Source organism: Banduia mediterranea, from assembly GCF_031846245.1.
Classification (GTDB): domain Bacteria; phylum Pseudomonadota; class Gammaproteobacteria; order Nevskiales; family Nevskiaceae; genus Banduia; species Banduia mediterranea.
Map to the genome: position 1 here is coordinate 68,035 of NZ_JAVRIC010000007.1, position 12,870 is coordinate 80,904.

The 12,870-nt window shown below is 66.3% G+C and carries 14 protein-coding genes; 6 read left to right on the forward strand and 8 right to left on the reverse strand.

Translation table 11 applies throughout. The features are described from left to right. Positions 1–30: 30 nt before the first annotated feature. Positions 31–903 (reverse strand): EcsC family protein, encoded by an 873-nt coding sequence (locus RM530_RS06830; RefSeq protein WP_311364473.1) that lies wholly within the window; start codon positions 901–903, stop codon positions 31–33. Between the two features lie 107 nt (positions 904–1,010). Here RM530_RS06830 and RM530_RS06835 point away from each other — a divergent pair, with 107 nt between their 5' ends. Then, positions 1,011–1,784, forward strand: coding sequence for an NRDE family protein (locus RM530_RS06835; protein ID WP_311364474.1), 774 nt, complete (start codon positions 1,011–1,013; stop codon positions 1,782–1,784). Between the two features lie 10 nt (positions 1,785–1,794). Here RM530_RS06835 and RM530_RS06840 read toward each other — a convergent pair whose 3' ends face one another. Then, entirely contained in the window at positions 1,795–2,568 is a 774-nt protein-coding gene (locus tag RM530_RS06840; protein WP_311364475.1) for a pteridine reductase, read from the reverse strand. A gap of 91 nt (positions 2,569–2,659) precedes the next feature. Between RM530_RS06840 and RM530_RS06845 the strand changes: the two genes are divergently transcribed. After that, positions 2,660–3,439, forward strand: coding sequence for an undecaprenyl-diphosphate phosphatase (locus tag RM530_RS06845; RefSeq protein WP_311364476.1), 780 nt, complete (start codon positions 2,660–2,662; stop codon positions 3,437–3,439). Positions 3,440–3,452: 13 nt separating this feature from the next. On the opposite strand, the gene RM530_RS06850 is transcribed toward RM530_RS06845, so the two are convergent. Continuing rightward, a complete protein-coding gene (locus tag RM530_RS06850) occupies positions 3,453–4,670 on the reverse strand; it encodes a multifunctional CCA addition/repair protein (RefSeq protein WP_311364477.1) in 1,218 nt (405 codons plus the stop codon). A 5-nt stretch (positions 4,671–4,675) separates the two neighbouring features. Beyond that, positions 4,676–6,646, reverse strand: coding sequence for a transglycosylase SLT domain-containing protein (locus tag RM530_RS06855; RefSeq protein ID WP_311364478.1), 1,971 nt, complete (start codon positions 6,644–6,646; stop codon positions 4,676–4,678). Between the two features lie 112 nt (positions 6,647–6,758). Between RM530_RS06855 and RM530_RS06860 the strand changes: the two genes are divergently transcribed. From RM530_RS06860 to RM530_RS06870, 3 genes are all read left to right on the forward strand, one after another. Further along, positions 6,759–7,013: a hypothetical protein gene (locus RM530_RS06860; protein WP_311364479.1), complete on the forward strand. Its 255-nt coding sequence runs from the start codon at positions 6,759–6,761 to the stop codon at positions 7,011–7,013. A gap of 168 nt (positions 7,014–7,181) precedes the next feature. After that, complete coding sequence (locus RM530_RS06865) at positions 7,182–7,559, forward strand: hypothetical protein (RefSeq protein WP_311364480.1); 378 nt, start codon at positions 7,182–7,184, stop codon at positions 7,557–7,559. A 62-nt stretch (positions 7,560–7,621) separates the two neighbouring features. Further along, positions 7,622–8,143: an acyl-CoA thioesterase gene (locus tag RM530_RS06870; RefSeq protein WP_311364481.1), complete on the forward strand. Its 522-nt coding sequence runs from the start codon at positions 7,622–7,624 to the stop codon at positions 8,141–8,143. Between the two features lie 5 nt (positions 8,144–8,148). On the opposite strand, the gene maiA is transcribed toward RM530_RS06870, so the two are convergent. Together maiA and RM530_RS06880 are read right to left on the reverse strand one after the other, a co-directional pair. Next, positions 8,149–8,802, reverse strand: coding sequence for a maleylacetoacetate isomerase (gene maiA, locus RM530_RS06875; RefSeq protein ID WP_311364482.1), 654 nt, complete (start codon positions 8,800–8,802; stop codon positions 8,149–8,151). 14 nt (positions 8,803–8,816) lie between these two features. Further along, on the reverse strand, positions 8,817–9,830 hold the full coding sequence (locus tag RM530_RS06880) for a fumarylacetoacetate hydrolase family protein (RefSeq protein WP_311364483.1): 1,014 nt from the start codon (positions 9,828–9,830) through the stop codon (positions 8,817–8,819). 165 nt (positions 9,831–9,995) lie between these two features. Here RM530_RS06880 and RM530_RS06885 point away from each other — a divergent pair, with 165 nt between their 5' ends. Then, the gene (locus RM530_RS06885; protein ID WP_311364484.1) at positions 9,996–10,835 is read left to right on the forward strand and encodes a periplasmic heavy metal sensor; all 840 of its coding nucleotides are present in this window, start codon (positions 9,996–9,998) and stop codon (positions 10,833–10,835) included. A 45-nt stretch (positions 10,836–10,880) separates the two neighbouring features. Here RM530_RS06885 and hppD read toward each other — a convergent pair whose 3' ends face one another. Then, on the reverse strand, positions 10,881–11,966 hold the full coding sequence (hppD, locus tag RM530_RS06890; protein WP_311364485.1) for a 4-hydroxyphenylpyruvate dioxygenase: 1,086 nt from the start codon (positions 11,964–11,966) through the stop codon (positions 10,881–10,883). Between the two features lie 43 nt (positions 11,967–12,009). Next, complete coding sequence (phhA, locus tag RM530_RS06895; protein WP_311364486.1) at positions 12,010–12,813, reverse strand: phenylalanine 4-monooxygenase; 804 nt, start codon at positions 12,811–12,813, stop codon at positions 12,010–12,012. Positions 12,814–12,870: the final 57 nt, after the last annotated feature.

A 12,870-nucleotide genomic window follows, 5' to 3' on the forward strand; every position in this document is an offset into this window, starting at 1 on the left:
GCATCACGCCGTGCGTGATTCACGCTAGTCCTATTCGGCGTTGCCGCGCGGCGGCGCGCTCAGCGCACTGGATTCGGGATCGTCCGGATCCAGCTCCGGATAGCGTCGACGCAGCCAGCGTTCCTGAAACACATAGCGTGATACCTGCGCCACGTCATAGACGTACCAGGCATTGACCGAACTGCCGACAATCGCGCCCAGCACCGGCACCATACCCACCGATTTGCGCGCGCCCAGGTTCACGCCGAGTTTCTTTGCCAGGTTCTGCAGCGAGAACACCGCCGCCTCCTTGGCCAGTTCGCGTTCGGCGACGCGCTCCACGCCGTCGCGCAGGGCCGCGTCGATCAGGCCGCTCTGCAGGTCACGGATGGCGCGAATCGCGGTGAGCTTCTCGTCCATGCTGTTGGCGGACGCCAGCGCGAAGATGGCGATGGCCAGGCGACTGCGGTTGCCGTCCAGCGGATCGTCGCCGTAGCACAGGCCAACGCGGTGGATCGTCCGCAGGGCCAGCGTGATCAGCGCTGGAATGTCCGCCACCATGCCGGCCGCGCCCGCCGCGCCGAACACCGCGCCGCCGGCACCGGCCATGCCCATGGCCCAGCGCTGCTCGATGCGCATCGAGCGGTCATGCGTATTCAGCGGCATCGCGCGCAGTTCTTCGAGCGAACCGGCCTTCGCGCGTTTGAGGATGGACTGCTCGTCGGACAGACGTTCGGCCACGCGATTCACGCCCGTGAGCGCCGCACGCAGCGCGTCCACCGGCACCATCGACTGCACCGCCTGGGCGATGCGGCCGCCGGGCTTGGCCATCAGCCGCGCGCCCCAGCCCGGGGACTGCGCCTGCCACTCGTGGATCGCGGCAAGCTGTCGCGTTTCGTAGGGAGTGAGCTGAAAGCCGGTCATCCCCGGATTGTAGCCCGGGATATCGCCGCCGACGATGAAAGCCGCGCGCAGCGACGGCCGATCGGGTTAGCCTCGCCACTCGTTCCCCGCGCGGAGTCCCGTTGCCGATGTGCCTGATCGCCCTGTCCTGGCGGACGCACGCCCGATACCCCCTGCTGATCGCGGCCAATCGCGACGAGTTCCATGCGCGTCCGGCCGATCCGGCGGCGCATTGGCAGGACACGCCACAGGTCTACGGCGGCCGCGATCGTTTGCAGGGCGGCGGCTGGCTCGCGGTGTCGCGGCGCGGTCGTCTGGCCGCAATCACCAATGTGCGACGCATGCTGCCGCCGAACCCGCGAACCCTGTCGCGCGGCCGCCTGGTCGCCGACTTCGTGCGTGGTGACGGCAGCGCCCAGGAATTTTGTGAGGCACTGATGCCGCATGCGCACGAATACGGCGGCTTCAATCTGTTGCTGTGGGACGGTGCGTGCCTGCGCTTCGCGACCAATCAGGGTGAAACTGGAGAAAGCCGCGAGGTCGATCCGGGTATCCATGTGCTGTCCAATGCGACACTGGACACGCCCTGGCCGAAATCCGAGCGTCTGCGGACCGCGATGCAGCAGGCCAGCGGCCACGACACACCGGATATCGAGGCCCTGTTCACCGCCCTCGCCGACACCGCCATCGCCCCCGACGCGGCCTTGCCAGACACCGGGCTTGAGCTGGAACGTGAACGCTGGCTCTCCTCACCGTTCATCCGCGGCCCGGAATACGGCACGCGAGCCAGCACCGTGGTGCTCGTCGCGCAAGACCGTCTGCGGTTCGTGGAACGCCTCTTTGGTCCGAATGGGCGCGCGAACGGGGACAGCGACCAGGTCTTGCCGCTCGCGGCCGACTGAGCGCCTGCCTTCACGTCAGGCGGAGCCCGCCGTCTACTGGCAGCGTCACGCCGGTGATGTATGAAGCCTGCTCGGACAGCAGAAAGCGCACCGCGTGCGCGACATCCTCCGGTGAGCCCAGACGCTGCATCGGAATGCGCGCGGATTCCGCCTGCATTTGTGCGTCGCTGAGGGTTTCGTGGTCCGACCAGAGGATGTGGCCCGGCGCCACCGCGTTGACGCGAATGCGCGGCGCCAGTTCGCGCGCCAGCGCGCGGCCCAGGGTATCGAGCGCGCCCTTGGCCGCGCTGTAGGCGGCAAAGCCGCACATCGGCGCCTGCACGTGAATGTCGACGATATTGACGATGCTGCCCTGCGTGACCGCGCCCGCAAAGGCCTGCGACAGGAACAGCGGGGCCTTGAAGTTGGAACCCATCAGATCGTCGAAGGCCGACTCGTCGATCGAGCCGATCGGTGTCGGGTAGTAACTCGACGCATTGTTGACCAGCGCATCCAGCTGTCCCCAGGTCTGCTTCGCCTGTTCGATCAGGCGTTCGCGACCGGCACGCTCCAGTAGATCGGCCTGCACTGTCGCCGCGCTGTCGGGGCGCAGCGATTCCAGTTCGGTCGCCAGTTCCTGCGCGGCCTCGGCGGACTGGCGGTAATGCAGTGCCACGCACCAACCGTCTGCGTGCAGCTCGCGTGCGATCTGCGCGCCGATGCGCCGTGCCGCGCCGGTGATCAGGGCGACACGCGGCGTTGCCGCTGTTCGAGTGTCCGCCGTGTACTTGGCGCCTTGGGTCATGGGTATCCTTTATGCTTGTCTCTATCCGAATCCACACTATCCGCGACGGCCCGCAAGCGGTCTTTCGCGTATCGCGCACAGGTTCCAAACCATGCTTGAAGCCCTGATTCTCGGTCTGGTCGAGGGTTTGACCGAGTTTTTGCCGATTTCCAGCACCGGACACCTGCTGATTGTGCAGCACTGGCTGCCGCGCCGTAGCGACCTGTTCAACATCGCGATCCAGGCCGGGGCCATCGTCGCCGTGTGTCTGGTCTACCGTCATCGCCTGCGCGAACTGGCGACTGCCCGGCGCGATCCGGTCAACCGCGACTACGTGATCAAGCTGATCGCTGCCTTCTGCGTCACCGCCGTACTGGGCCTGCTCGCCAAGACACTCGGCGCCGAACTGCCGGAAACGGTGGCGCCGGTGGCCTGGGCACTGATCATCGGTGGTGTGGTGATCTTCATCGCCGAATACTACGCGCGGCACCATGTGCCGGCCGAATCCATCACCTGGAAAGTGGCAATCGTGGTCGGCATCGCACAGGTCGTGGCCGGCGTGTTTCCCGGTACCTCGCGTTCGGCGGCGGCAATCTTCGCCGCGATGTTCGCCGGCCTGACGATGCGTGCGCGCGCCGCCGAGTTCGCCTTCCTGGTCGGCATTCCGACAATGTTCGCGGCCACCGGCTACGAACTGATGAAGACCCTGGGCGACGGCGCCGCGATCGCCGCCGAAGCCTGGGACGAGCTCGCGGTGGCCTTCGTCGCCGCCGCGATCACCGGCTTCGCCGCGGTGAAGTGGCTGCTGGGATTTATCGCGGGCCACACCTACATCGTGTTCGCCTGGTACCGGATTCTGCTCGGAGCGCTGCTGTTGCTGATGCTGGCTTGATCGGAGTACCGGTTCAGCGGCGTGCCCGTTTGATGGCGGCGATACGCAGCTGGCGCAGTCTTTCGCCGATCTGAGGACCGACCGCGCCCTGCGCCATGGCATCGCTTGCCTGCACGGTGGCCGCGACATCGCGCGCCGCGCGCAGGCGTTCGATCGACGGATAGTCCACGGATTCCCGATCGAGCCGGCCGCGCACATCGCAGCGGCAGGCCCACAACGCATCCTCGAAGTACTCGGGATCGCGCAGCCCGCGGAACTGCTCGACCAGGTCCAGGGTGGTGCTGGCGCGCAGTTCTTCGCTGCGGTGGACGCGCAGGTGGTTTTCGGTGACGGCCAGCGCCAGATCGCGGCAGACATGGGGGACGCGCAGTCGCGCGCAGAAGCCACGCACCAGCGGAATGCCGGTCTGTTCGTGACCACGGTGACTGGGCCAGTGCTCGCGCGGAGTGACCCCTTTGCCGAGATCGTGCAACAGCACTGCGACGCGTACCCTGAGCGGGGCGGATTCGCGGGCGGCCACGTCCAGCGCCATCATCACGTGGCGGCCGCTGTCGATCTCCGGATGGTATTGCGCGGGCTGCGGCACGCCGAACAGGGCGTCGATCTCCGGCATGATCCGCGCCAGCGCACCGCAGGCACGCAGGGTCTCGAAGTACACGCTGGGCCGGTCATGCATCAGCGCGCGCGCGGTCTCCCGCCAGACGCGTTCAGCCACCAGATGGTCCACCTCGCCGGCCTCCACCATCTGTCGCATCAGTTGCTGCGTTTCCGGGGCCACGCTGAAACCCAGCGCGGCGAAGCGCGCGTGAAAGCGCGCCACGCGCAGGATGCGCACCGGGTCTTCGGCGAAGGCCTCGGAGACGTGGCGCAGTACGCGCGCTTCGATATCCGCGCGGCCGCCGTAAGGGTCGATCAGGCGACCATCGACGTCCTGGGCGATGGCGTTGACGGTAAGGTCTCGCCGCAGCAGATCGTCCTCGATGGTGACTTCGGGACCGGTGTGAAACGTGAAGCCGTGATAGCCGCGGCCGGACTTGCGTTCGGTGCGTGCGAGCGCGTGTTCCTCCTGCGTTTCGGGGTGCAGGAACACCGGAAAGTCGACGCCCACGGGGCGATAGCCCTGGGCCAGTAGGGTGTCCGGATCGGCACCGACCACGACCCAGTCCCGTTCGTGCACGGCCAGACCCAGCAGCGCATCGCGAACCGCGCCGCCGACCAGATAGCGTTTCATTCCGATCATTCCGATTCGCCGAGCCGCGCGGGGACCGGCTGCATCAGCTGGTCGAGGGTGGTGGGTTCGCCGTTGAGGCGCCAGCCGAAGATCACGATGTTGTAGAGCACGCGCGTAATGTAGCCGCGCGTCTCGTTGAACGGTACGTTTTCGATCCACACGTCGGCGTCCATTTCCCGTGGCGGCAGCCAGCCGGGGATGCGGTAGGGGCCGGCGTTGTAGGCAGCGATCACCAGCAGGAAGTGGCCGTCGAAACGCTCGTTGAGCTCGGCCAGGTAGTGACTGCCGATCGGGATGTTGACGTCCGCCTGCTTCAGCGTGTCGCGCGTCGGTATCGGCAGTCCATGCCGCCGCGCGACCTCGCGGGCCGTGGTCGGCAGCAGCTGGAGCAGGCCATAGGCATTGGCGCCGGACACCGCGTTCGGGTCGTACAGGCTCTCGGCGCGCATCACCGAATACACCCAGTCCGGTGGCAGGCCGGAGTCCTTGGCCGCGGCATCGACCCGTTCGCGGAATGGCAGCGGGAAGCGCGCCAGCAGATCGTCCCATTGCTGGGATTCGGCCATCAGCGCGATCGACGGGGCGTACCAGCCGATGCGGTTGAGCAGCAGGCCGGTCTGCAATCGTCCCGACGGATTGAGATCCTCGATTGCGGCGTACAGTTCGCGGATGGCCGCGGTATCCATGTCGACCGTGCGCAGTTCCAGCGCGCGCTGGATGCCGGCCAGGTTCATGATCTGAGCCTGCGCCGAAGCGTCGCGCGGCAGCGCCTGCGGCCCCAGGTCCGGCGTCACGCCGAGCCGGTCGGCGGCAAAGAAGCCATACGGGTCGCGTTCCAGCGTGAGTGCACGAAACAGGGCTTCGGATTGTTCGGTCTGGCCGAGCCGTTCCAGGGCCCGCGCACGCCAGTAACGCCAGCGCGCGGTGTCGGCCAGCGTCGCCGGCATGCGGCCGATCACCGCCAGCACCTCGGGCCAGTCGGCCTGATACAGCGCGGCGCGGGCGTTCCATTCCAGCGTTTGCTCGTCGCGGACGTCTGCCGGGAGGTCGGCGAACCAGGCCAATGCGCGTTCGTCGCGGTCATAGGCCAGGCCCAGCGCCAGCGAGCGACGCAGCATTGCGCGCTGCTCTGCACGGATGTCGCGAGCCTTGATCAGACGATCGTAACGGGACATCGCCGTGGCCGAATCACGGCGCGCGATGCGGTCGAAGGCCTGCTCGATCCAGCGCCAGGCCACCGGCGCGGCCGGCGAGTCGATCAGACGGTCGAGCATGATCGTGGGAGTTTCCTGTAGCAGCGCGGCGTTGACGAACGGGCGAGCCAGGGCATCCGGCAGTCCGCGCGCGAGGTAACGCACCAGCGCCGGCTGCCGCGCGTCGAGCGCGGCATCGATGCGCTGCAATACGCGATCCTTGCTCAGGGCACCCTGTTGCGCCAGCCAGCCGAAAACCGGGTCGCAGGCCTTGGGCAGACTGCGTCCGCGCAACCAGGTGTCGAGCGCGATCGACTGCAGTTCGGCGGTGTCACCGAGCGTGAATTTGGCATTCAGCCAGTGGCAACGCAGCAGATCGTCGTCGGGCGCCTGGGGTGTCGTGGCGAGATAGGTCTGCCATTGCTCGCGCGCGGCGAGATTCAACAGCCACGCCACGCGAAGCTCGGCCGCCACCGGCTCCCCGCCATGCCGGGAAAGGAAACGGGCGATGCGTGCGTCGGTGACCGCACCGGGCATCTGCCGCAGATCGCTGCGCAAGCGTGCCGCCTGTAGATACGGATAGAGCAGATAGTCCTTGAGCTCGGCTGGGTCTTCCTGAGCGGCGCTACCAGGATTGGCGATCGCCGCCTGGAATCGCGCACGCAGCGCGTCGCTTGGTCCCGCCCAGGCCGTGCTCGCGCCCAGCCAGCCCACAGCGAGAAAGCCCGCAGCGAGAACGGGTGCAAGTAGGGAGCAGGCCAGCCATCCGTAGCGGTTTCTCACGATGGATCTTTGGTGCGGTCGGGTCAGTCGAGCCGGTCTTCTGGCTTGGGAGCCATGAGGAGACGGTGCCAGGACACTACAAGATTCACGATAGTCTAAGGCCAACGCCTGAATGGCCGGAAAACGGTGGTGTGATGTGGCCGGTGTTTGCGCGTTTGGCTACATCGTGGCCGGGCGGGGTGTTGTCGGGCCTCCTGACGGCAGCCTGGCTTACGTCTCGCTACCAGGTTCCGCGATCATCGCCTTGAGCAGCGTGGCGCTGGCGCCGATTGGCGCGCGACTTGTCCACCGCCTGTCTCCCGCGCTGTTGCGGCGGGCATTCGCGCTGCTGCTGCCGGTGTTCGGGCTGAAGATGCAGCTCGGTTGATCTGGAGCGTCGCGAGGCAGTCGCGTGGCCGACCCTGCGACCGTTTGCTCCCCCTGGCTATACCGTTGATCCGGAAGCGGGCGAGGCGCGGTATGTTTTCTCTACATGCGCGACCCCATGTTTCCGGAGCACGCGCGCAGACTGTGTCCCCGACTACAGGGACACCTCATGAAAATTACGGGTCGCACAGTCGAAATCGCGGTCCTTGACGTATTTTCCCGCTATGGCGTCTATGCGGGCGGCCGCCTGATGCTGAATGATGTCGAGGCCTCCTGGGCACAGACCGGGCTGCGTCGCGGGGATCTTGTCGACGGACTCAGCCAGTTGATCAACATGAGTGCCGTCAAGCTGGTTTCCGAGGCCGACGGCCTGTTCCTGGAGCTGACCACGCGCGGCTTCGAACGCATGAGCGCGAACAAGCGCGGCCTGCGTGAAATCTGGGAAGAGTCGCGGTCGGTCGCGGTACTCAAGCGCGCGCAGATGCGTCGCCGCGAACAGGTTCCGGCCAGCGGTCGCCGTATGCTGGACATGCCCATTCCGCAATAGGCGGATTCGCGCCCCCGGCCGAGGCGCTACAGTAGGCGACCCATTTGTCTTGTGGCGCCCCGATGAGCGATTCCCCCCCGCCGCCGGCGAAGCCGGTCGGCAGTTCGGCGATCACCGAACAGGTCTACATGGTGTTCCCGAACGATCTGAACGCCAATGACACGGTGTTCGGCGGCATGGTCATGGCGCAGATGGACCGGCTTGCCGTGGTCGTTGCGGACCGCCATTCCGGCCGCGTCTGCGTTACCGCCAGCGTCGACGCCGTGCACTTCATGAAGCCCGCCAAACGCGGCGACGTGTTGATTTTGCATGCCGGCGTCAATCGCGCCTGGCATTCCTCGATGGAAATCGGCGTCAAGGTCGAAGCCGAAACCCATACCGGCGCCGACCGCCGCCACATCCTGTCCGCCTACCTCACCTTCGTGGCGCTCGACCCCGAAGGCAAGCCCTGCGCGGTGCCGGATGTGGCACCGCAGACCACGGCGGAAAGCCGCCGTTACGAAGAAGCGGGACTGCGCCGTCAGCAGCGCCTGCGCCACGCCGAAGAGATCAAACAGTTGCGCGCGCTGCGGCACGAGGACTGAACGCGTCAGTGCGGAGTCGGCGCATCCGGCTGGTGATCCGGCAGCGCATGTACGAAGGCCGGCAGCGCCTGGCACGCCGATTCGATTTCGGTGAGTCGCGGCCAGCGCGTCAGTTCGCAATCGAAGCGGCGCGCCGAGTAGAGCTGAGGAACCAGGCAGCAATCCGCGAAGCCCGGCGTCTCGCCGAAGCTGAAGCGGCTTTGCGGATGCGCCTGAAGCCGTGTCTCCAGCGCGTCCAGCCCCAGCGTGATCCAGTGGCGGACCCAGGCCTGCTGTCGCGCGCCGTCCTGTGCCAGATCGTCTTGCAGGTGTCGCAGCACGCGCGAGTTCTGCAGCGGCTGCACATCGCTGACGATGTTCAGACAGGCTTCCAGCACCCGCGCGCGCAGCGCCGGTTCGGTTGGCAGCAATGGCGGGTGCGGCGCCAGCGCTTCCAGATAGTCGAGAATCGCCAGCGACTGGCTGATCCGCAGCTCGCCGTCGACCAGCAGCGGCACCATGGCCTGCGGATTGAGCCTGCGGTATTCGCTGCGAAACTGCTGGCCGCCTTCGTGCATCAGATGCACCGGTTCGATCAGGTACTCCAGCCCCTTGAGATTGAGTGCGATCCGTACCCGGTAGGCGCTGGAACTGCGCCAGAAGCTGTAGAGCTTGAGCATGCTGCAGGCCTTGTTCAGGCGGCCACGACGCGCTGGTCGATGGCCCCGAAAATGGAGAGTCCGTGAGCGTCCAACATTTCGATGCGCACCCGGTCTCCGGCCCGCAGGAACGGCGAGCGCGCGGCGCCGTGGCGCAGAACTTCCACGCTGCGCTGTTCGGCCAGACAGGAATAGCCGAGGCCGCCTTCGGCGATCGGCAGGCCCGGCCCGCCCTCGGCATCACGATTGGAGACGGTGCCGCTGCCGATGATGCTGCCGGCGACCAGCGAGCGCGTGCGCGCCGCGTGCGCGATCAGCTGCCCGAAGTCGAAGCTCATGTCGGCGCCGGCGTCCGGTCGGCCCAGGAGCTGGCCGTTGACCTCACTCTGCAGCGCGCCGTGCAGCTTGCCGTCGCGCCAGGCCTCACCGAGTTCGTCCGGCGTCACCGCCACCGGCGAGAATGCCGAGGCCGGCTTGGCCTGGAAGAAGCCGAAGCCCTTGGCCAACTCGCCGGGGATCAGGCCACGCAGCGACACGTCGTTGACCAGCATCAGCAGGCGCACACCGTCCAGCGCGCGGCGTGCATCGATTCCCGCCGCAACATCGGCGGTGACCACGGCGATTTCCGCCTCCAGATCACAGCCCCAGTCCGGATCGCCCAAGGGAATATCGCCATGCGGGTCGAGAAAGCTGTCCGACCCTCCCTGGTACATCAGCGGGTCGGTCCAGAAGCTGTCCGGCATGTCGGCACCGCGCGCCTGGCGCACCAGCGCCACGTGATTGACATAGGCCGAGCCGTCCGCCCACTGATAGGCGCGCGGCAGCGGCGAACGGCACTCGGCAGGCACGAAATCCATGGTACCGGCGATCTTGCCGTTGTTGAGCTCGTCGTAGAGGCCACGCAGATGCGGTTCCACCAGCGGCCAGTCGTCGAGCGCCCGCTGCAGATTGCGCGCCAGCTCCGGCGCCGGCGCGCAGGCCGACAGGTCGCGCGACACGACGACCAGGCGGCCGTCGCGGGTGTCGTCGTTGAGCGTGGCAAGTTTCATGGGCGGTTTGCGGGTGTTCGGTGCATGCGTCCTGGTCGGGTTTACCGGTGTCGGCGCGACACGTCAACCGAAAGCGCGACGAGGCATTGAAGGTTTGTGTGCACGGCCAAGCCAGCTCGCAGGCCGCGTCGCTCGCGAGCATCAATCAATTGTCGGAGAGTCGCGATGCATAAAATTCTGATCACCACGATCTGCGCACTTGGCGTGGGAATGACGGCCTCCGCCTATGCGGGCAATCGCCAGCACGGACCGAAATACCATGAGCATGGCCGGTCGCCGATGGGCTTCGTGCGCCAGCTGGACCTCAGTGCCGGGCAGCGCAAGGCCATGCGTGAAACGCTCGTCCAGCACCGCACCGGTTTCGAGACGATGCGCGATGCGATGCGTGAACAGGTGCAAGCGCTGGCGGAGCTGGACAACCAGGCGCCGGAATACGCGGCGCGTGTGGAGGCCTTCGCTGATCGCGCGTCCAATCTGGCGCGCCAGCGTGTCGACGGCATGGCCCAGCTTCGCGGTGAACTGTGGGCGATCCTCACACCGCAGCAGCGCAGCAAGCAGCTGGCCATGGTTGCCGAGCTGGCGGACCGCGCGCCCGGCCGTATCGAGAAGCGCTTGCGCGAGCATGGCGAAGAGCGCTTCGAGCGCATGGCTCAGGATCTGGAGCTGAGCGACGAACAGCGCATGCAGGTCGAGGGTCTGCTCACGCAGTTCCGCGACAAATCGGCGCCGACGCGTGCAGCGATGCGCGGCGAGTTCATGGAGCTGCTGGCGATGAACCCGGAAGCGGCGGATTACAGCAGCCGTGTGCAGGCGGCGGCGGACGTGGCGGCGCGCAGTGCCTACACCCGGGCACGCGATCTGGCCGGCTTGCAGGGCGAACTGGCCAGCGTGTTGACGCCGCAGCAGCGAGAGGCTTTGATGGCGCGCATCAGCCAGGGTGGACGTCGGCATCACGATGGGGAGCCGCGCGGCGATCACCGTCAGGCGCCCGAGGCGCTCGGCTGAGTTTCGGCCGGTCTGTCGATTGCTTGTGGTTTGGCTCGGTCCGGATCAGGCGGCCGAGCCGATCACGCCGCGCTTGATCTGGTCTTCCTCGATCGATTCGAACAGCGCGCGGAAGTTGCCTTCGCCGAAACCCTCGTTGCCCTTGCGCTGGATGATTTCGAAGAAGATCGGACCGATCACGGTGCTGGTGAAGATCTGCAGCAGGATGCCGTCCCCCGGCGCGCCGTCGATCAGGATGCTGAGCTCGCGCATACGCGCCACCGATTCGCCATGCTGCAGGACCCGTGCATCGACCTTGTCGTAGTAGGTGTCCGGCGTTTCCATGAACACCACGCCGGCTTCACGCAAGCCGGACACGGTGGTGTAGATGTCGTCGGTCGCCAGCGCGATGTGCTGGATGCCTTCGCCGCGATAGTCACGCAGGAATTCCTCGATCTGCGATTTGTCATCGGCGGATTCGTTGATCGGAATCCGGATCTTGCCGCAGGGGCTGGTCATCGCGCGCGACAGCAGGCCGGTCATCTTGCCTTCGATGTCGAAGTAGCGAATTTCGCGGAAATTGCCGATGTTCTCGTAGAACCCCGACCAGGTGTCCATGTTGCCGCGTTCGACGTTGTGCGTGAGGTGATCGATGAAGCGCAGACCCTTGCCTGCCGGATGCGGGTCGATGCCGTCGAAGTAGCGGAAATCCACATCGAAGATCGAGCGATCACCGTAGCGGTCCACGAAATAGATCACGCTGCTGCCGATGCCGTAGACCGCAGGCAATCGCAGCTCCATCACGCCCGGCTGGGTATCGAAGGCCACGGCGCCCTGCGACAGCGCGTACTGGTAGGCGCGCGCCGCATCCCGCACCCGCCAGCCCATGGCGCAGGCACTGGGACCGTGGGCGCGCGCGAACTGCTCGAAGTGAGTGTACGGCGTGCCGTTGACGAGAAAATTGATTTCACCCTGGCGGAACAGGGTCACGTCCTTGCGGCGGTGACGTGCCACCGCGACAAAGCCCAGGGTCTTGAGCAGGCGGTGCAGCTGGTCGATACCGTCGCGCGTCGGCGCGGTGAATTCGACGAATTCGAAGCCGTCGGTGGACAGCGGGTTGATGTCCCAGTCGTTGTCGGGGCGGTCGTTCATCGGGTTCTCCAGTGGGGCGGCGCTGGCCGTGCGCGGCGGCCGTTCAGGCGGCGCGCGGTGGCGCCGGTTCGAACAATGGCGGCAGCATGCCCCGTTGTTCGGCCTTGTCGATTTCGGCCAACAGGTCCAGTCGCGTCAGTGATTCGAGTTCCCGGAAGTTCTCGATCACGTAGTACAGCGGCTGCACGATGTCGATGCGATAGGGCGTGCGCATGACTTCGTCCAGCTTGAATCGTCGGCGCTGCGGCTGATCGGAATCCTGCGCGGACAGCGTCTCGCCGATCGACGACAGAATGCCGCCGCCGTAGATGCGGCGTTCGCCCCCGGCCGGCTGGATCAGTCCGAATTCGGCGGTGAACCAGTACAGCCGCGCCAGGAAGGCGCGCTGCCGCTTGTCCGCGGCCAGGCCGAGCCGGCCGTAGGTCTGCGTGAAATCGGCGAACCCGGGATTGGTCAGCATCGGGGTGTGCCCGAAGATCTCGTGAAAGATATCGGGTTCCTTCAGATAATCGAGTTCCTCGCCGCTGCGCACGAAGGTGGCGGCCGGGAAACGACGATTGGCGAGCAATTCGAAGAACTGCGTAAACGGGATCAGCGCCGACACCGGTGCGACTTCCCAGCCGGTTTCGCGCTGCAGCCGGGCCGACACCTCGCTCAGCTGCGGAACCCGGTCACGCGGCAATTTCAGCAGATCGAGTCCTTGCAGGAACTCATCGCAGGCCCTGCCGCGGATCGCGCGATCCTGGCGCTCGTACAGCTCCGCCCAGATCGCATGTTCCTCCTCCGTGTAACGCACGACACCACTCGAATCGGGCTCGCGCGCCACGTGATTCGTGGAGTCCTTCATCGCGCGCCTCTCAATATTGTTGCTGCGGCCATCAGGACCGCGGATAGGGCGATTATC